Annotated in this window: 15 protein-coding genes and 1 tRNA gene; 7 read left to right on the top strand and 9 right to left on the bottom strand. The window is 55.2% G+C overall.

Annotated elements, in window-relative coordinates; genetic code table 11:
* Positions 1-176: 176 nt before the first annotated feature.
* From HG15A2_RS12605 to HG15A2_RS12595, 3 genes are all read left to right on the top strand, one after another.
* Complete coding sequence (locus HG15A2_RS12605) at positions 177-965, top strand: SDR family NAD(P)-dependent oxidoreductase (RefSeq protein WP_145060572.1); 789 nt, start codon at positions 177-179, stop codon at positions 963-965.
* Between the two features lie 158 nt (positions 966-1,123).
* On the top strand, positions 1,124-2,557 hold the full coding sequence (locus HG15A2_RS12600; protein WP_246117722.1) for a DUF6513 domain-containing protein: 1,434 nt from the start codon (positions 1,124-1,126) through the stop codon (positions 2,555-2,557).
* Positions 2,554-4,002 carry an anthranilate synthase component I family protein gene (locus HG15A2_RS12595; protein ID WP_246117721.1) on the top strand — a complete coding sequence of 483 codons (1,449 nt, stop codon included), beginning with the start codon at positions 2,554-2,556 and terminating at the stop codon, positions 4,000-4,002. The genes HG15A2_RS12600 and HG15A2_RS12595 overlap by 4 nt, the downstream gene beginning before the upstream one ends.
* A gap of 9 nt (positions 4,003-4,011) precedes the next feature.
* On the opposite strand, the gene HG15A2_RS12590 is transcribed toward HG15A2_RS12595, so the two are convergent.
* Positions 4,012-5,607: a prenyltransferase/squalene oxidase repeat-containing protein gene (locus HG15A2_RS12590; protein WP_145060570.1), complete on the bottom strand. Its 1,596-nt coding sequence runs from the start codon at positions 5,605-5,607 to the stop codon at positions 4,012-4,014.
* Positions 5,608-5,961: 354 nt separating this feature from the next.
* On the opposite strand from HG15A2_RS12590, the gene HG15A2_RS12585 reads away from it, so the two are divergent.
* From HG15A2_RS12585 to HG15A2_RS12570, 4 genes are all read left to right on the top strand, one after another.
* A tRNA-Met gene (locus tag HG15A2_RS12585) sits at positions 5,962-6,035 on the top strand.
* A 143-nt stretch (positions 6,036-6,178) separates the two neighbouring features.
* Positions 6,179-7,402: a tyrosine-type recombinase/integrase gene (locus tag HG15A2_RS12580; protein ID WP_145060569.1), complete on the top strand. Its 1,224-nt coding sequence runs from the start codon at positions 6,179-6,181 to the stop codon at positions 7,400-7,402.
* Between the two features lie 204 nt (positions 7,403-7,606).
* The gene (locus HG15A2_RS12575) at positions 7,607-9,331 is read left to right on the top strand and encodes a DUF7453 family protein (RefSeq protein WP_145060568.1); all 1,725 of its coding nucleotides are present in this window, start codon (positions 7,607-7,609) and stop codon (positions 9,329-9,331) included.
* A gap of 931 nt (positions 9,332-10,262) precedes the next feature.
* Positions 10,263-10,535: a hypothetical protein gene (locus HG15A2_RS12570; protein WP_145060567.1), complete on the top strand. Its 273-nt coding sequence runs from the start codon at positions 10,263-10,265 to the stop codon at positions 10,533-10,535.
* A 92-nt stretch (positions 10,536-10,627) separates the two neighbouring features.
* On the opposite strand, the gene HG15A2_RS12565 is transcribed toward HG15A2_RS12570, so the two are convergent.
* From HG15A2_RS12565 to HG15A2_RS12530, 8 genes are all read right to left on the bottom strand, one after another.
* Positions 10,628-10,903 carry a DUF1580 domain-containing protein gene (locus tag HG15A2_RS12565; protein WP_145060566.1) on the bottom strand — a complete coding sequence of 92 codons (276 nt, stop codon included), beginning with the start codon at positions 10,901-10,903 and terminating at the stop codon, positions 10,628-10,630.
* A 61-nt stretch (positions 10,904-10,964) separates the two neighbouring features.
* Positions 10,965-11,363, bottom strand: a complete 399-nt coding sequence (locus HG15A2_RS12560) for a hypothetical protein (RefSeq protein WP_145060565.1) — start codon at positions 11,361-11,363, stop codon at positions 10,965-10,967.
* A gap of 3 nt (positions 11,364-11,366) precedes the next feature.
* Positions 11,367-14,261: a MobF family relaxase gene (gene mobF / locus HG15A2_RS12555; RefSeq protein ID WP_145060564.1), complete on the bottom strand. Its 2,895-nt coding sequence runs from the start codon at positions 14,259-14,261 to the stop codon at positions 11,367-11,369.
* Positions 14,262-14,481: 220 nt separating this feature from the next.
* On the bottom strand, positions 14,482-14,979 hold the full coding sequence (locus tag HG15A2_RS12550) for a hypothetical protein (protein ID WP_145060563.1): 498 nt from the start codon (positions 14,977-14,979) through the stop codon (positions 14,482-14,484).
* Positions 14,980-15,029: 50 nt separating this feature from the next.
* Positions 15,030-15,380 carry a hypothetical protein gene (locus HG15A2_RS12545; protein ID WP_145060562.1) on the bottom strand — a complete coding sequence of 117 codons (351 nt, stop codon included), beginning with the start codon at positions 15,378-15,380 and terminating at the stop codon, positions 15,030-15,032.
* Between the two features lie 45 nt (positions 15,381-15,425).
* Positions 15,426-15,893, bottom strand: a complete 468-nt coding sequence (locus HG15A2_RS12540) for a hypothetical protein (RefSeq protein ID WP_145060561.1) — start codon at positions 15,891-15,893, stop codon at positions 15,426-15,428.
* A 36-nt stretch (positions 15,894-15,929) separates the two neighbouring features.
* Entirely contained in the window at positions 15,930-17,825 is a 1,896-nt protein-coding gene (locus tag HG15A2_RS12535) for a type IV secretory system conjugative DNA transfer family protein (RefSeq protein ID WP_145060560.1), read from the bottom strand.
* A gap of 372 nt (positions 17,826-18,197) precedes the next feature.
* Positions 18,198-18,806, bottom strand: a complete 609-nt coding sequence (locus tag HG15A2_RS12530) for a hypothetical protein (protein ID WP_218931924.1) — start codon at positions 18,804-18,806, stop codon at positions 18,198-18,200.
* Positions 18,807-18,842 lie beyond the last annotated feature (36 nt).

Genomic DNA, 18,842 nt, shown 5'->3' with positions numbered 1-18,842 from the left:
AGACGCTCTCCCGCTAATCGTAGGGCGACGAGAAAAAGCTGACAACCGCGACCTTCTCGCTGTTGCTCCCATGACAGGAGCTTGTCCGTCGACTAACCTGAAACCAGCGGACTCCTGGAGCCATCGTCGCCCAGGTAGATTCGTTCTTCCAATACTGAAACGGTGTGGCCTTCGTCTTGACGCAATCATCTGAACCACTGCTTGATCAATGGGCTGTTGTCACCGGTAGCACACGGGGCATAGGCCGTGCAATTGCGCTAGAACTGGCGAAAGCTGGTGCCAACGTGATTGTTCATGGATATCGCAGCACCGAGGCTGCGAAAAAGGTGCAGGCGGAAATCAAGCAGCTTGGGCGAGAGGCTAAAGTTCTGCTTAAAGATCTATCTGCCACTGAGAATCTCTCGCGGCTTGTGGATCACCTCTGGAGCGAACAGCAGCTAGACATTTGGGTCAATAATGCGGGTGCGGATGTGCTCACTGGAGAGGCCGCCGACTGGTCGTTTCAAGAGAAGCTAGAGTTGGTCTGGAGGACCGACGTGCTCGCTACGATTGAGCTTTCAAGAGAAGTTGGCAAGAGAATGAAGGAAAGAAGTTCCGGAAGCTTGATCAACATCGGCTGGGATCAAGCCACAACAGGGATGGAAGGTGACAGTGGCGAGATGTTCGCCACCAGTAAAGGCGCGATCATGGCTTTTACGAAAAGTCTAGCGAAGTCCCTAGCGCCCGATGTGCGAGTGAATTGCGTAGCCCCCGGTTGGATTCGCACCGCTTGGGGAGACGAAGCATCAGAATACTGGCAGCAGCGGGCGACCAACGAAGCTTTGCTCGGACGCTGGGGAACCCCAGAAGATGTCGCTAGCGCCGTCGCATTTCTAGCGTCGCCGCAAGCCTCGTTCATTACAGGCCATATCCTTCCAGTAAACGGTGGCTTAGCCGGAAGTTGCTCGGGCTTCCAGGTTGAATAGAGACAGATTTCAACTTCATCAACGCAAACCCTACTCAAGGAATGTTAGCCGCCGACCTTGCTCGACCCTCGGTTGGACTACCACCACCACGCCGACCTTAGTCGGAGGCTAACCGATCTCGCTAACTTCTCAACTCCCCCCAGGTGGTCAGAGCTACTGTGCCTTCTCAACGCGAACACTACCACTTCGTCACCGGGCGTCTCGCTGAGCACGCTCTCAAATCAATTGTCGCTCCGCTCGCCGGTGAAGTCGACTTCGATTACTCCGTGCAAGTCCTACCGATCACAGTTGCGGCACTCATGTCGCCCCCTTGGATTGCAAAACGACTTGAAGTCCCGCAGCATACGACTCAGGTCATGATTCCAGGATACTGCGAGGGCGATCTGTCTTCGCTTGAATCGGCATCGCCCTGCCCTGTCCTGGTTGGCCCGCGGGACCTCCGCCAGTTGCCAGCGTTCTTTCAACGTCCCGCCCCCCCCACTAATTACGGTGAATATGACATCGAGATCATCGCGGAGATCAACAACTGCCCTCGCATCCCGCTGCAAGAGATTCTATCCATAGCGGCCGACTATGCCGGCAGTGGCGCCAATGTCATCGACGTTGGCTGCGAGCCAGGCGATCCTTGGATGGACGTAGGAGAAGTAGTCCGCGCCTTGCGAGATGAGGGGCATCGAGTGTCGATTGATAGCCTCAACCCAATAGAAATCGCTCTCGCCGTTGCTTCGGGGGCGGAGTTAGTGCTAAGCGTAAATAGCACCAATCGCGAAGCAGCCATCGATTGGGGTGTCGAGGTAATTGCCACACCTGATGTGCCTGCCAACTTAGAAGGACTCGACGACACAATCGACTTTCTCGCCAAACACGGTACCCGATTGCGAATTGATCCCATCCTGGAACCGATCGCTTTCGGCTTTGCTAACAGCCTGGGCCGTTATCTAGGAGTTCGTCATCGCTATCCGGATGCAGAGCTGATGATGGGCGTGGGCAATCTCACGGAGCTTACCGAAGTGGACTCCGCTGGTGTGAATACTCTGCTCCTGGGCTTCTGTCAGGAACAAAATATTCACAGCATACTCACGACTGAAGTAATCAACTGGGCTCGTAGTAGCGTGCGGGAATGCGACTTGGCTCGTCGGCTCACGCATCATGCCGTTTCGCAACGAGTCCTTCCCAAGCATGTCGATTCGCGATTGGTGATGCTCAGAGACTCGGAAATCGTTGAATCGTCCCCACAAGAGCTTGAGGAGCTAGCCGCTTCCATTCGGGACAATAACTATCGTGTTTTCGCCAGCGAGGGTGAAGTCCACCTAGTCGGCAATGGGATTCACTTGCACGATGCCGATCCGTTTATGGTCATGGAACAACTGCGGCAAACTCAATCGAAGAACAAGGAATCAAATAAGATCACCGCCGGACACGCCTTCTATCTTGGCTACGAAATGTGCAAGGCACTTACTGCTTTGACGCTTGGTAAAACCTACCGACAGGACGAGCCACTCGACTGGGGGTTTGCTACGCGAAGTGAAAATCGCCACTATCTGCGTCCCGCTCGGAATTCGACTTCCGAATCGGAGGGAGACTCCCATTGAGTGAAGCCAAGCAATCCGCTGATTACCCATCGACCTCTGGATCACAGATGTTGCCACTCGCGCAGCCCTTGCCCAAGAGTCTCACCGCTGTAGAAGCCTACCGTAGACTATTAGGCCGCGATCATGTGGTGTTCTTCGACAGCGCATTACCCAATGATGAGACGGGGCGTTACTCTTTTGTTGCTGTCGATCCATTCCATTGGCTCACCGTCGAGGCAAATGGTTCGGATGCTCTGGGCGAACTCGCTCGCGTTTGGCAGCCCTTTTCGACGCCCACACGTGATGACCTACCACCATTCCAAGGAGGAGCTGCCGGGCTATTGAGCTACGATCTGGCTCGCAGCCTAGAAAAGATTGACCCGCCGAAGATCGACGATCTTCCCGTACCTGCCATGGCAGTGGGACTCTACGACGTCGTATTGTCGTTCGATCACTCTACTGGGGAATCCTGGATTGTCTCGCAAGGGTTTCCCGAGCTCAACCATCACGCTCGGCTGGATCGCGCCGAGGCGCGTACTGCTCAGATCTTGCAGTGGTTGGAAGAGCCTCCTCCCAGTGAGCAAAGCCGTCAAGAACAAGGCGGTAGCGTGCAAGTCGAGTTGCAAGCGGCTCAACACCCCATTGAAGGCGAAGTCGTGACCAGCAACTTCACGGCTGAATCGTACGGAAATACTGTGCAACGCGGGATCGACTACATCTACGCTGGAGATGCTTTCCAAGTTAACCTTGCTCAACGACTGCTCTACCCGGCGACTGCCTTAGCAAGCGAGCTTTACCTCAGGCTGCGTGAGCGGAACGCAGCACCTTACGCTGGCTTTCTGGATCTGGGTGAGACGCAGATTTGTAGTGCTTCGCCCGAGTGCTTTCTAACTTGCCGAGGAGGGCAGGTAGAAACTCGCCCCATAAAAGGCACGCGGCGACGCTCCCCCAATGCGGTAGCTGACCTTTTTACTGGCGACGATCTTCGCGGAAGCGAGAAGGACCGCGCAGAAAACGTGATGATAGTCGACCTGCTGCGTAACGACCTATCTCGCGTTTGCCGCCCCGAAAGTGTGCATGTAGCGCAATTGTGCAGCTTGGAAACTTACGCCTTTGTGAAGCACCTTACTTCAGTCGTTCGCGGAGAGTTGGCCGAGGGCGTAACTCCGATCGACCTACTAAGAGCCAGCTTCCCGGGGGGGTCGATCACCGGTGCACCCAAAGTGCGCGCCATGGAGATCATTGCCGAACTCGAACCCACAGCACGCGGAGCCTACTGTGGTTCGCTCTTTTACCTTGGTTTCGACGGACAACTGGACTCGAGCATTTTGATCCGCACCGTCACCGCAACCGGGGGCTGGTGGCAACTGCCAGTGGGCGGAGGAATCGTTTCGCAAAGTAGTCCTTCGGACGAGTACCGTGAAACGTGGCACAAAGCGCGGGGACTACTCGAGGCGTTGCGTTGAACTGCAAATTCACTGCCCCGACAGCAACTCCGTCTTGTATATCGGCAAGTGCCGGTAATACACCTCGAGCATGTAGATTGAGAGACAAGTCACGTACAACCGCCCTCCATACGCTTTACCCTTATCGCCAGTAGGGTCCCAACTGCCGCGTTCACGACCCTTCGCTACTTGATGCGCCGGAAGCACGACTTTCATGCGATCGTTCCAAGTCCGCCAGTGCTTGCCTTCCATATGGTGACATACTTGCGAGGCGTAGTACCAGTAGTAGGAGTCGCGTGTTCCTTTCCAGCTGGGCAAGTTCTTGTTGAGTAGATCGGCACCGCGTGTCAGTCGGCGGTCGTCGTGGGACCAGCCTAGATACTGCCGACAGAGTAAGCCTTCGGCAGTCATGCTCATCCTCTTTCCCTGACCGGGTCGATAACTGTATTGGCTTCCTCCGTCGAGCGTAACGAGGTCAAGGAAACCGCCTATCCGCTCCAAGGTTTCACTAGGGACATCAAGCCCTGCCATGCGAGCGCTTTGCAGCGCCATGACAAACCATCCCGTTACCGAGAGATCCCCTCCCACATTGGGGTAGTACTGCCATCCACCTTCAGGCCCCTGAACGCTCGCGCAGTAATCGACTGCCAACTGGGCCGGCGCTCGATATTCCTCGTCGCGAGTCATGCCATAGAGCTCGCAGAGTGCGATCGTGCAAATTGCTTGCGTATAGAGCCTGCCTGTACTTCGACCGGTGCTAAAGAAATTGCCGTCTTGGTCCTGTCGCTTGAGCAGCGCGTACCATGCTTTGGTGACAACGCGCGTATGCGGGTCCTTGGGATCGCTCAACGGGGTGTAACCTGCTCCTTGAAAAGCAATCAGCGCCATTCCAGTTGCCGCTTCTGGGTTATTGGAGTTGACCCCGTCCGCAAACTTACCCTTCAGATTCCATAATCCGTCTCCGCCTTGATTGCGCTTGAGCCATTCCAAACCCTCGGCGACTGCATCTTGCGTAGCCGCCGTGCCGCCGTAGGCCGCCAAGAGCGAGGCCTTCATGCCCGCCTCGCGCCCGGAAAGCGACATGCGAATGGGCTCGCTCGAAGGTTCAAGACCGGTTGCCAGAGTAGGAATGGATTCTATTGGTATTGTCTCGGTCTCAGCAAACTCCGCCAAAGCCTGCGGCTCTGCCGACGCAATTTCGTCCAATAGCGGGTCGTCGAAATCCAAAGGCATGTCCAGGTCGCCAGCCTCCAAATCTTCGCCAGTTGTATCGCTGGGTTGGAGTTGCAGTAAGATACCAACCGGCTCTCGCGTGGTAATAAGTAGTAGCCCAAATACTATGAGTACGATCATGTGCAGAGCTGCACTGATAAGCCAAGCAGGCGCTTCCCCAATAAAATCGTTGAGGGTTGCCAATGCCGGCAAGCGTTCGTGAAGATCGCTACTCTCAGCCGGAAGTTGGTCAGTAGGAACTTTGTTCCCACTGAAATCTAATGTATCGGAGGCCGACGCCGCGCTAGGACTGGGAGTACTACTCTCGCGCAGCGCAATACTCACCGGCTCGGCGATCGGCAATGAGCCGACCCCGGTATGGGGACTCACAAACGAGGTGTCCGTTTGCGCCATAGTACTGTTGATCTCTGTTCCAAAGAGATTAGTAGAGTCGACCGCTGTGCCAACAAGCGACTCTCTCTAGTGTAGAAGGCAGAACGAATTGCGGCAAATCGTCATGGGTGCCTGCCGAGATGTCACTTCCTCCTCATTCCTATCGTCGAGAAAACGCCCCGCGAGCCTGCGTAATCTGCAAGCGTGTACATCACCTGGGCCACTAGCGAACATTCCTGTCAGACCTTGTCGTTTATGAGGAGAGTAAGGCCAAATCGATCTATGGGACTGTCCCAGCAGAGAAAAAATGGCTCTGCATGAGGGATTTTCATGCCTTGTCAACTTCCCCGTCAGTCGATACTATTAAGTACATGACGCGGGGTGGAGCAGCCCGGTAGCTCGCGAGGCTCATAACCTCGAGGTCGTCGGTTCGAATCCGGCCCCCGCCACTTGATGTAAGTGTTGCTGAAACCTACGCTTAGGTTACCTGCCAGCGGTTGGCAGAGCGGCTCGTTTGTAGTGAAAAACCGTAGTCCAAACCCGTACAGGGTTGGCGACTACGGGTTTAACTTCCTAAACGAGGATTCCGCCCGTGCCCCGCCTTCTGAAAAAACCGCCCAAATATGGGCGTCACAAAGCCTCCGGTCAAGCCTGTGTCTATGTCAATGGAACCGAAGTCTATCTCGGTAAGTATGGCTCCCCCAAAAGTCACGACCGTTATCGCGATTTTCTTGCCGAATGGCGGTCACAGCAGGCCGTAGTCGAGAATTCTGAGATAGCTCAAGCTACTGAAGACTCGCTCGCCAAGACGCTCCACCCGGCTGCCTTGCGTCGCAAGCGTCGCGAAGGGGGTGTTGTTACTCTCGACGAGCTGATTTTTGTCTACCGTCGGCATGCCAGCTCTTACTACGTGAAGTACGGCAAGGTGACCCGCGAAGCCGAGCTGATCGTGGAACTGACCACGCTGCTCGGCAAGAAGCATGGCGACGAGCCAGTCGATGAGTTCGGTCCTGTGCAGCTCGACAACTTTCGCGATGACTTGATTGTCGAGCGAGACTGGTCGCGGAAAGTAATCAACAAGCAGATCAGCCGACTGATCCGGATGTTCAAATGGGCGGTCGGCAAAGAGATGTGTGCGGCGGAGGTGCCGCTGCAACTGTCAGCGCTCGGGGGGCTCAAGAAAGGTCGGACGGATGCGCGGGAAACGTCTGGAGTGAGTAGTGTCGATGATACTCTTATTGAGCAGACGTTACCTTACCTGCCGGAAATTATTTCAGACATGGTCCGGTTCCAGCGGCTGACCAGTGCGCGGCCTGGGGAGGTCTGTGCTCTGCGGCCGTGCGACATCGATCGCAGCGGCGAGGTTTGGGTCTACACGCCCGACGCGCACAAGACGGAGCATCACGAGAAGTCGCGATCGGTCTATATCGGACCGCAGGCTCAGCAGATGCTTGCTTCGTACCTCGTTCGGGATGAAAAGAAGTTCTGCTTCTCACCCGAGGAGTCTATTGCTAGAGCTCGCCAGCGTCAGCAGAAGCTACACGACAAGCCATGGAAGCGAACGGCGTTGCGACCACCGGCCGAGCGGTACCAAGTGGCCAGCTACCGGGTTGCTATCCGTCGTGCCTGCAAGAAAGCGGGTGTGGAAGTTTGGACGCCGAACCAGCTGCGTCACACCGGAGCGACCGAGATCCGCAAGAAGTTCGGGCTTGAAGCAGCCCAGGTGATTTGTGGTCACGAAAAGGCAGACGTTACGCAGGTGTACGCGGAGCGGGATCGACAGTTGGCGGAGAAGGTTGCAAAGGAAGTTGGTTAGTTTTCTGACTCCTCTTGAGCGGCAATAACACCGAAAGGAACCACATTCTGTGTTATTGCTGCTATAATCCAGTTTCCGCATCTTCAGACGAGATAGGGTAAGAATTGCTCTTGTTTTCTGTTTGAGCAACTGTCTTAAAGCCGGATGCAATCCCAATAAGTGAGTTGACGATAAGTCGCGGTCATTCAGAGAAGTCGGTCTCCAATGAGATTTCAAGATCAAAGCTGTTGCATAGGCCTAGTTATGCTGTTCTTTGCGACTGCGTTTTGCTCACTATGTAGTGCTGCTGAGTTACGCAAGGTAGCCCTTTCCGGCGAGCTAGTTCCAGGTAACTCTGGAGTTTTTGCGGGCTTTGGAGTTCCAGTACTTAACGACGCCGGTCAGGTAGCTTTCGTTGGCACACGTATCGTCAATGGCTTTGGCACCTTCAATGGTATTTGGTCAGAAGGGAATGGATCGATGGCCTTGGTCGCAGAGGCGGGCAGCTTGGCTCCAGGCACTACGCAGAATTTCCTTAGCTTCCAACGCCTTGCTCTGAATGATGCTGGTCAGACGCACTTTTGCGGATCCACCGCTGACGGCATCGGCATTTGGTCTGAGGGGAATGGTCCGCTCAGCCTAGTAGCGATTGAAGGACATGCTGCACCAAACACAAGCGGTGTTTTCTGGAGTGTAGCCAACGGTTTTCCTATTCCCGTCTTCAACGACACAGGGCAAACAACGATTATTGGGACAGTGATTACTCCCGGTATACCAGATAACCAGCAAGGGATATGGGCTACGAAGAGCGGAACACTTGCTTTAGTCGCTCTTGCCGGAGATGCTGCTCCTACCAATTCGCCTGGGGAGTTCTTTGCAAATCCCTTCAGTAATCCGGTAATCAACAGTGAGGGTCACTTAGCATTCCTCGGGGGCCTCACTGGCCCGCCAGAGGTGGGTGGAAATTTTGGTACTGCAGTCTGGTTGGAGGCAGACGGCATTCTTACTGAAGTGGCTCGTACAGGAGTATCAATACCTGGGACCACTCATACCGTCTTGGGTTTCGATAATCCAGTCATCAATGACTTAGGGCGAACCGCCTTCAGGGGGCACCTCAACGGAAACGCAGGCTGGGGAGTGTGGTCGGAGGGAAGTGGCAATCTTGATCTAGTTGCTCGCACTGGAGACGAGGCCCCAGGCACAACCGCTAGCTTTAGCACTCTTCATCTTCCAGTGCTCAGCAATACAGGCGAAACAGCTTTTCAAGGCGCACTCTTCGGACCAGGTGTTGATCAAAATAACTCATCCGGAATCTGGGCAGAAAGAGACGGCTCTCTAGCCTTGGTTGCCCGCGCAGGTGACATTGCGCCAGGCACAAACGCCCCCTTTTCTTATTTTACCAACGAAAACAATCCAGTGATCAACGCATTAGGCCAAGTCGCATTTACTGCTAGAGCAGGCGGCGCTGATGGCATTTGGGCGCAAGATTCTTCCGGAGTGCTTAGTCTGATTGCTCTCGAAGGTGACACGATTGACGTTGGAAATGGAGGGAATCCAGATTTACGTACAATTGCCCACCTGGACTTTATTTCCAATAGTCTCGTAATGAATAGTGGAAATGGAGACGGCAGGCCAAGCGGCTTAAACGACCTCGGCCAGTTGGCATTTCGAGCTATGTTCACAGACTCAACTTCTGGGATTTTTGTCTCCAGTGAAGCGGCCGTGAATGGGGACTTCAACAACAGCGGCATGGTTGACGGCGCTGACTTTCTCGCATGGCAACGTGGTGAATCTCCAATTCCACTTAGCATAAGTGACCTTGTTATATGGGAAAATAGCTACGGCTCTTCGACACTGCTCTCGGCGGTGTCTACAACAGTCCCTGAGCCTTCGTCGCATGTCGTGATCCTGCTAGGCTGCTTTTTCGCAGCTATTTATTGGCGAACTTAGTGACCGTTGTCACTCTGGAAATTTGCAAAAATACAATTTCCCGCATTTATTTTTGTCACCCGCTATTTCAAAGAGATTGTTCGAAGCCGGTCAACTGGCAAGCAGTTGACCGGGGGCCGATTTTGTGCTGCTATCGCGGCATTCTCTTGAGAGAAAGAGGGTGCAAGCCAAAGGACAATAGCCCTGAAGGTGTATCGTTCTTCCGTGGCACGCATCTAACGTGGATGTGGTGAACCGGCGGAAGGCTCCCTCGCTCTTTCTCTCTCAAGGGCGCGAGAGCGTACCACAAAATCGGCCACTCCTAGCCGAACGCAAGCGTCCGGCGATAAACAACTTTGCGCGCCATGGAATCTGATTAGCAGCACAGAATGCCTTCGTAATCCACAGAGTTATAACGCTCCGGAATATCTGCCAGTTCGAATTGCATTGGCTGATCTCGCTCATTTAGTGGCGACCGTTGCGGGCGATTCGTGCACGTTCGTTCCAATCTGTCTCCCCTGGTAGTTCGTTTCTACCATTTCAGGGTGTTGGTGCCAGATGCTCTCTCCATCTTGGATAGGCTGGGGCACACCTTTGCTGTTGGCCGTACTTGCTATTTTCCCTTGTACTCCTTGTAGCTCCTTGGTCTTGGCACGGTAAAAGTTGTCTACCCTACTCTCATTCTTCGTCAGCGGTTTTCTTGATTAGCCCTTGTGATACTCGCCGGGTTGTTAGGAGCTCTAGTTGGCTTCGTCGTTCTTTTCGCTTTCAAGTCAGATTGACTAGCGCTATCCTGTCTCCCGCATCAGTCGAGTCAAATGCCAAAAAAAATTTCACGGGACGCTGCGCTTGAAATTCTTTCCTGGTCCCTGCGGGCAAACATTTGGACACGCCTGCTTGGCGGTTGACTGGTCGGATGCGTAAGTCAACTAACTAGAAAAGGAGAAAGACCATGACAAACCAAACTACAAACTCAAACGAACCTGTCGCCCGTATCAAGGACGGCCTACTCCAGATCGCGATCTGGAAGAACGAGACCGAGAAGGGTCGCCCCTTCTACTCGACCTCGGCTGTGGAGCGGAGCTACAAGGACGACCAAGAAAAGTACCACGTGACAAACAGTCTCAGTGGTACCCAGTTGCTCCAAGCGGGGAGGCTCTACGCTCTGGCGTACGACCGGATCCGTGAAATGGAAGAAGCTGACTACCAAGCGAGCAAGGCTTAGCCTCGCCCGCTCCCCACGAGAGCCGCCTGGCAACGGGCGGCTCTTTCTTTTTGCTCAATCACCAAGTTGATGATGAGTTTCAAGCGCGCCGCCTATTTGTCGCCGTAAAGCACCCGCTTGATTGCTGTGCGTCGTTCGTCGTGTTCACGACCTGCCGTCGGTTCAAAAAAACGATTAAGCGCCGAGATGGTGGTGAACCGGACATTGCCGATCTTGTGGGACTCCAAGACTCGTCCCCGGACGCCCTTGGTGACCCAGCGGTAGATTGTTGAATGGTGGACCTTCTTACCACGCCTTTTTGGCAGCAGCTTGGTTACGTCGGTGAGGGCAATCGGAGTGTTCGGTTTCGGATCATGAAAAAAGCTCATCGGAGACGCTCCATTTATGTAAGGTGAGTTATTGGGAAGGAGACTGAAGATTTAGGAGTAGTTAGTGCTCGTGGCCGGTCAGCGTTTCGACCGTGATCTTGTCGATCGATGGGCTTGTTTCGGGGCGGTCGAACGTGCGGGGGCCAAGTTCGGTGAGTGACTTTAGCTTGCCGGAGGCGATTAGTTCAGCGAGTTCGCTCAGGTTGCGGCCTGTGATGGAGATGAGCATCTTCTCCATGCCCAAGAGGCCTAGCTGAAGGAACCCTGCGTCTCGCAGTCGGATTTCTCGTAAGTCGCAGTAGGCGTAACTAGTCTCTGCTCCGTGGCAGAACCGGACTTGGAACATTAGCGGCGATGGCTCGGTTGGCGAAATGCGTTTCCACGGCGCCTTGCTTGTCGACTGGATGGCGGCGTCTGTCAGTTTTTGGTTTTCGTTCGACGGAAAAGGTAAGCTGCCCATTGGTTAACTCCTCCTTGGCTGTGGTCGGTTTTGATGGCGGGTGTGCGTGTTGGTAAATCCTGGCTGCTTAACGAGGGCCCGTCCTGCACCTCGCACGGAACTTTTTCCCGCGCCACGTCGCTGCCACCACTCGCGGGCTCGCTCGATTACCGACTGCCGTCGCTTAACGTGACTAACGACTTGCTGGGATGGCCTGCGTTGCTGGGTTTGCTGTGAGGTTTGTTTTTGGTCTTTGACCAATTCGGTGGCCGAAAGCTGCTGGCCTGATCCTTGAATTGCCCGCCGGATGGCCGCTTTGTCATCGACGTAAAGCGTGACGTCCTCTTTGCCGCGAGACGCAGTAACGTAGAGCTGCTTGGCGTTGATGGCGGGCAATGACTGCGAGCCCATCGCGGCAATCGCTTTCTTGGCATCTTTGCCTTGGGCCGTTTGGCTGGTGATGACGAACCCATGATCGAGGTGACCGTAGTCCTTAGAGACTGTCATGCCGCTCTTGAGTTTCAGGTTGCCCCGCTTGTCAAAACCGGCGACCTCGTCGATCCGGCCGTTGCTGATGCGGCGTTTACGATCGGTTGCTGTGCCACCAAGACTGAAACGGACCTTGTCGCCAACTGCTAGACCGAGCTTCTCTTCGCGGTAGACCTCGAAGCGGCCAGGCGTCTCGATTGGAACCGGCTTTTTCGCGCCACCCGCTATGGGCAACAACGCCACCTCCCCTTGCTGGTCGACTTCGACGCGGTATCGCTCACCCCGGACGTAGCCACCCTTCACATTCTGATGGAACTGCACGACCAGGCCCGGTTGTCGATAGCATTCGGGTGTTTTCCGCTCGGCTTCAGTCAAGTTCAGTGACTTGAGTTGCACCAATTCGCGATCTTCTTTCCCTATCGCCCCCTGCTCCCGTAGCCCGTTGCGAATATGCTGGGTGACTGCTCGCCCCTCAGCATGCGTGGGCGACACCACGAGCGGCGTCTCTTTCCCTTTGGCTTTTAGGTACTCTTCGGCTAACAGGGCGTGCCGATCGTCGGTCGAGACTTCCTTTACCTTGCCAAGCTTGTCCAATAACTCAAAACCGGCGGCGAGCCCCGTCAGGTTCTGCTTCCTGTCAACGATTTCATTGCCGCGGCCGATCAACTCAATCGCTTCTTTGTAGCGGCCCCTTTGTCGTTGAATTTTTTCGACACGGGCGATACTTAGGCCCGCTTCTTGCTCCAGGATGCGTGCCGCTTCGCCCCGACGAGGGCTGGAATGCTGACGGGTATCTCCCGAGAGCACCACACGAGCGTTCTGTGCTTTGGCGATGTCGAAGATGCCGAGCATCGAGCGAGTGTCGAGGAGCCCCGCTTCGTCGACCCAGAGGACCTGGTCTTGAAGTTCGGGGTGCAGTTTTTCATTACGCAGCAGGTGCTCGACCGTTTGGGCTTTTGCAAACCCTTTCTCTTCGAGAACTTCTTTGGCTCCTGTACTAGGAGCAAAAACGAACAGTTTCTTGTCACTTGCCTCAATCGCCTCGGCCGCTTCTTGCATGAGCGAACTCTTGCCGGTTCCGGCTCCCCCCATCACGCCGGTGACCGTGTCACGCGAATTCAATACGTGTCGTACCGCCTCTTTCTGCTGATCGTTGAGCCATTCCCGCTTGAAGTGATGCTCTTGGCGAGCGATGGGCAGACGCGTACCACGTCCATCGCGAGCGTAGGCGATCATCCGCTCTTCTGCTTCAAGCACCTCCGGTGTGGTGACGTACTGTCGCTTGGCACCACGAACGTCGCGTTCTGCCTGGATCACCTCCTGCCGGTCGAGCTCGGTGGCGACTTCTTCAGGGGTAAGCGTTAATCCTTTTTCTAAAGCGGTGGCGATAACCGCTTGTTTTTCCACGGTCGATTGCCGGTAGAGGTGATGCTCGAGGGCGTACTGAAGTGCCTGGCGGGTTTTTTCGATACGGACCGTTTCGGTCTCTTTCCCTATCGCCCCCTGGCCAAGCATTTCCAGCTGCTCACGTTCGTGGGGCGTTAGCCGGTTCTCCCATTCTTTACGAAGTGTTTCGACCGTCGCCCCTTGGTCTTTCTTCTCGCGGGTCTTCAGGCCGAGTTTGGCTTTTTTTACTTCGTCGGTAACGCCATGTTCTTCGGCGAAGGCTTCTACTTGCTGCGTCCGTTGAGAAAACTTCTCGATGGTCGAGCGATCAATACCAACGATCTCCCAGCCCTTTTTTCGTTTGCCACCTTGGGTGTACTCCGTCGCTTCGACTTGGTAGCCAAAGCGGCGGAGCTTGCCGGCGAGCCGGGCTTCGAAGGCGGCTTGAAGGTAGGGACGGCTACGGACGATCTCTTCCATCTCGGCCGCGTAATGCTTTCCCTCGTCGTGCGTCCAGTTCAGGCAAAAGGCGTGAACGTGAAGGTGCGGGTCGGTCTTCCCTTCGACCGGGCGGGAGGTCTTATGTAAAAAATCTGCATAGATGAGCTTGCCCGTTCTTTTGCGATCTTTCGTAGCCGCTTTGGCCCCGTCTCTCACTCGGCGGCACATCAGGGGCTCGACATCGCGGGCCATCGTTTCATGAACCGCTTCACGCATCGCTTCGAGTATGCGATCGTCCTTCTTTAAGGCCCAGGCGATCGAAACGCTCTTCGGCACCGAATAGGTAAAATCTACGCCAGGGCGGCGGTCTTTACGGGTACGCTGAGCGAGTTTCGCTTCGGTGAGTGGGTGAAGCCCGGCTAGAAGACTGCAGAACTGCTCCTTGGTAACCATGGCTCCTTCTTCGAGGCCGAGTAGCTCCGCTCCTTTGCCGTGCCACTGGCCGTTCACCTCTTGACCGAGGTAGTAGTCGCCCTGTGTAAGCACTTTGTCGAAGTACTTCTGGGTTCCGGCGATGCTCTTGGCTTGAGTGGCGATCAGCATGGTAGCTACTTAGTGGTTACTGTGATTGGAGGTGAAAGCTTGGTAGGAGGATTGGTTAGGGGGCGTGGTTTTGTTGGGAAGGCTTTGGTGTTAGGGGGGTGGTTTGCTTGTTTGTTTAGGTTTGGGTGGTTGGTTAAGGGGTTTTGTATTTTTTGGAATAGGCATGTCTCCTAGGCGGTGCCCTAGGTAGCTTCAGCCTGCTGTGATTCGACCGCATGGTTCAACCTCCGAGTACGCCCGAGGCAAAATTGTCCACAGCCGTTTTTGGTTCACTCGCGAGCAATATCGCTTCAAGCGGTTCGCTGCTCGCTTTGGGGGCGGCTGCGAGTCGGACGCTGCCCGCTTCATCGATTTCAAACGGCTCACTGCCCAACACTTCACGGCAGCGGTTGGCGAAGCCTTTAAGATCCAGCCCGTGCTGTTCTTTGAGCATTTGCTTTGCCTTTTCTAGGAGTCTCTCTTGCTTGACACCCGGATGGTCGGTGGCCAGCTTCACAAGCACCTGCCGGACGTCCTCTTGGTTGGCGGTTCGCTTGGTCGGTTTGGGCTTCGCCTTGCGGCCACCTCGTCCGCGGCCGTCGAGTGGGTTGATCGCTGCTTCCAATGGCTTCAGGGTGATATCGATTTCCGTGATCCGCTTAGTGAGCTGCTGCTTTTCTTCGCGGAGTGGCAGGACAATCGCTTCGAGGGCTTCTTTACCCGCTTCGATGGGGTTCATGGCTTGGGTTCCTTGTTTGAGGTTGGGGAGAGAGGAAAGAACGATTGGAGCTAGGCTGCGTTGGGAGTGTCGCTGCTACGGGGGTGGTAGCCGCTTGGTAGCAAAGGGAGCCAAGTATCGGCACCGACGAGCTCCGTCACCTCGTGTCGGCAATCGGCGTAGACGTAGGCGACAACGATTTGGAAGCAGATCTCCAGCTCATGGCCGGTCGCTTCGCGTTCGAGGGCGATAAGGCCTAGCAATTCCGATTCGGTCCAGCCGTAAGCGTCTTGTAACTCGTCGTAAGCGAGCCAATGATGCCAGGTGGCTGTGATCTCGTCGGCTTCCCCGTTGGGGAAAGCCAGATTGCGGGAGTCGTTCTCCAGCAGGGCTTCGGTTAGTTGTTCAGAAAGTTGGTGCATGGTGAAACCTTTCATGTTTAAGGGAGGGTGCGCAAGGGTCGTTTTCTAGCGACTGCGACCGCGCCGCATCGCCCGCTTGGCTTGCAGCATCTGATGGAATTGACGTTTCTTTTCGGCCTTCATCTGCACATCGGGCGTCTGCTTCTTCAGCTCATGCTTGGGGCGGGCGCCGTGCGAAGGTTCCACGCGTCGCTCTCGCCATTTCTTCATCTTCTGGTCACGGCGAAGGTTGCGGGCCTGCTTCTCACGCTCGACCTGCGTGTGGACTTCTTTGACCTCGTTCCCCTTGGGTGTTGGGACGAGCTGCTTCTTTGGCTTGGCGAGTTTTTCGCGGGGCCCTTCATGGGCCTTGGAAAACTGCTTCTTCACTTGCGGGACTTTTGTTCGCAGCTTTGCTTTCTGTTGCTTGCCAGCTGCCGCTTGTTGAAAGCCGGGACGAACGCTTTTCACGTGCGAGAACGCTTTGGGACGACCGCTGAGAGAGGCGGCGCTGTTGCTGGGTTGTTTGGCCATGATGGCTCACTCCTGATCTTGGGTTAGTAGTTGAGGTTACGAACGACTGGTGGATGGGGACTGGGGGGATCTTCGCTCTTCGAAGACATCGCCCAGAGGTAGCGGCTTGAAGCATCGCCGGCCATCGATGCGAAAATCCTTATAGGCACGGCGATGGAGCCACATTGGTGAGCCGCCATCGGCCGGGAAAATAATCTGGTTGGCTGCGTGCTGTCGGAGTGTGTCTTCGACTTCGCGAGGGGTCATTAAAGGAACGATCTTCTCTCTGACCTCTTTAGCCATGAGTCCGCGGCCCTGCTTTTTCTTCAGCGTTCGCTTGCCGAGTTGATCCGATACCCACTTGGCGACATCCGTGTTGTCGTTGCTTACGCCAGAGATTTGTACCGTGGAGCTTTGCAGCAGGAGCGTGCAATGTTCTTCCCCGATCGCCTCTTTAATCTGAGAGATCTTCTGGGTGCCAACCCAGAGCATGCAGCCCGCTTCGCGAAGGTTGCCGAATCCGTTACTGATCGAGTCGAGGCCCTCCGCGTAGAGCGGGTACTCATCCAGGCCGACAAGCACGCTTGGTGACGGCTTCTGAAGGGTATTGCGAAAGTCGCGGCGGAGATAATAGACGCCCATCGCCGCCATCAGCCGGATATAGTGTTTGAAGTTGTTCTCGTTCCCAAGTCCTACGACGACATAGATCGTTGGTTTCTTCTCTCCCAGAGTGGGGAGTTCCAAGAGCGGGTTCTCAGTGCCCGAGAGAAAGTTCTTCATCCCCTCGCCTGCGATCCACCTAAGGTTCTTGGAAAGCGTCGTTTTGAATGATCCTCCTTCTTCGTCCGCCGCATCGATCATGAGCTTTGCTGCCGATACACATTGGCCGAGCGGGCAGTTGGCCATTTCGTAGACCGCGCCCGACCAAACCTGCTCGTCGTAGACTCCGGTCTCTAGGTTACGGGATTCGATGATCCGGGCGACCGTCGCCAGGTTTCGCAGCTCGGGGGGGTGCGTATGGCAGACCAAAGTAATCACTCCTTCAAGCAGGGTTCCCGCGTTGTCAGCGAAGTGTGGACCGGAGGACGCTTTCTTTTCCGGTAAGATCAGCGCCTCGCGGATTGCAGCGATCTGTTGCAAGCCGTCGTCGGTTGTCTCGTCAATACCGACGAGGACGTTACAAGTCGCCGAGGGCAGATCGGTTATGTTCAGGGGATCAAACACACTGACTGGCCCAATTTCGCTACGCCGCTTGCTAGTCACTTGAGCGTGCTCCCCCTTCATGTCGACGATCAAGCCTGCGCCGCCATACATCACGTAGTTGGGCCATTGAGAGGTGGCCGATTTTCCGGAACTGGTCATGCCGACCGTGCAGAGGTGCACTCCGGTCTTGATGCCCACCAGTCGGGGCATGATGTCATGCCGGAAAGTGGTAGCGCCTAACAAGATGTGGTCGGTCCAACCGAGTTTTCCTTCTTTGGTGCGGGGGATCTGCATCACACGGGCGTGGTACTCGTCGCGGTTTGCCCAGGTAGCGCTGTCGCCATTGCCAAGACGGAAAGTCTCGCGGAACCAGCGGTTACGGCTGAGGGTATTCGTCAGGCTGCTAATCGCCAGTGGACCGACAAGAAGCGATACCGGCACAAGAGCACAGCACGAAAGCCAGAAGGCTTGCTCTCGTCCTGCCTCTGCGCCGACTGAAAAGAATCCGAATCCGACAGCGGCCGTAGCGATCGAGAGGGTGATCGGTAAGCGGAGCCGTCGACGGAGCATGGGAAAGCCATAAGAGAGAAGGTAAATAATCGCGATGGCCCACGCCGTTTTGCCCCAAAACTGGGTGGTGTCGGATACGTGCTGCGAGCCTACTAGAGGCGATACCATGCAGAGCCAGAGGGCTGCCAGGGTGCCCCCTGTGAAAATGTTTATCAGGATACGGGGTCCGTAGTTATTCATGGAATGAACCTTGGTTGATGTTGAGTTCGTGGAGTTGGGTTAGACGATTGTGAAGTGCTCTCACCGCTCGGATTGAAACGAGGGTGACCGTTCGTAGAAATCAGCCGAATAACTGACGTTTGACGCGGCTGGTCGGCTCGGCTCTGAACGTTTGTGGTCAGAGCGGTTAAAAGTTGCCGGTAGGATCAGTAGCAACATGACCAGAGGTGTTAGGATCAATGCTTGGAGGTTGGCGTTGCGGTAGAACAGGCGGCAGGCATGTTTGGCCGACCAAAGGAAGCCACGCCAAATGACTCTGCGGAATAGGAATAGAAACATGGTTGTCTCTGCCGAAGCAGACCTTTCGGTGTTGGTAAGTAATGACTACGTGAGCTAATTGAACTTGCTGGCGTTTTGACTCCGCGCCTTATGTATCAGATGGTCCCGGTAGCCTTGCTTAGCCTTGGAAAGGCTGCCGTACCGATTGGCGACTGCAGCAAGGATAAATCGGGTCTCGCCTTGATTGGATGGCTTGAGTGTGAACCTGATCGTTCGCGACTCTTCGAGTACAACACGAACAAGCTCACTCTCAACTGGCGCGGTCAACAACATTTCCGGCTTGTGTCGGAACTGGGAGTAAGGGTCGAATTGCCAGCTCAATATCGGATCACCCTCTTCGTACTCTGGGTTCTCATAGGTCAACCATCCCCAGCCCATCAGCGACCGCCAAAGCTCCTTGCGCGACGTCTTCTCGGTGACCCAGGAACGCGCCATCGTGAGTGTGTAATGAAAGCTACTTGCCGCGTGAATCACCTCTTGATTTTCAGGTGTCCAAGGCTCGCGCCGCTCGTCCACATCAAGTTGCCAATCCCAGAATGCCTCTGAGGCACAAAGGTAGGGATTGGGGTCTCCGTCGAAACTTGTTTCTGGAATGCGGGTAGCGTCCAAGGTGACTAGGTTCGGATCGGGCACTGTGTTCTCCACGTTCGCTTCAGTAATCATCTCAATTTCCTTTCGCATGGCGGTTCTGGATAAGCC

The sequence above is a fragment of the Adhaeretor mobilis genome, from assembly GCF_007741515.1.
Taxonomy (GTDB): domain Bacteria; phylum Planctomycetota; class Planctomycetia; order Pirellulales; family Lacipirellulaceae; genus Adhaeretor; species Adhaeretor mobilis.
This window is presented reverse-complemented; position numbering and strand designations above follow the sequence as displayed.

Bases quoted from the DNA above. Each gene is read 5' to 3' on its own strand.
- HG15A2_RS12575 (WP_145060568.1), top strand. From the start codon at position 7,607: ATGAGATTTCAAGATCAAAGCTGTTGCATAGGCCTAGTTATGCTGTTC.
- HG15A2_RS12565 (WP_145060566.1), bottom strand. From the start codon at position 10,903: ATGAGCTTTTTTCATGATCCGAAACCGAACACTCCGATTGCCCTCACC.
- HG15A2_RS12570 (WP_145060567.1), top strand. From the start codon at position 10,263: ATGACAAACCAAACTACAAACTCAAACGAACCTGTCGCCCGTATCAAG.
- HG15A2_RS12540 (WP_145060561.1), bottom strand. From the start codon at position 15,893: ATGGCCAAACAACCCAGCAACAGCGCCGCCTCTCTCAGCGGTCGTCCC.
- HG15A2_RS12545 (WP_145060562.1), bottom strand. From the start codon at position 15,380: ATGCACCAACTTTCTGAACAACTAACCGAAGCCCTGCTGGAGAACGAC.
- HG15A2_RS12530 (WP_218931924.1), bottom strand. From the start codon at position 18,806: ATGATTACTGAAGCGAACGTGGAGAACACAGTGCCCGATCCGAACCTA.
- HG15A2_RS12590 (WP_145060570.1), bottom strand. From the start codon at position 5,607: ATGGCGCAAACGGACACCTCGTTTGTGAGTCCCCATACCGGGGTCGGC.
- HG15A2_RS12550 (WP_145060563.1), bottom strand. From the start codon at position 14,979: ATGAACCCCATCGAAGCGGGTAAAGAAGCCCTCGAAGCGATTGTCCTG.
- HG15A2_RS12535 (WP_145060560.1), bottom strand. From the start codon at position 17,825: ATGAATAACTACGGACCCCGTATCCTGATAAACATTTTCACAGGGGGC.
- mobF (WP_145060564.1), bottom strand. From the start codon at position 14,261: ATGCTGATCGCCACTCAAGCCAAGAGCATCGCCGGAACCCAGAAGTAC.
- HG15A2_RS12560 (WP_145060565.1), bottom strand. From the start codon at position 11,363: ATGGGCAGCTTACCTTTTCCGTCGAACGAAAACCAAAAACTGACAGAC.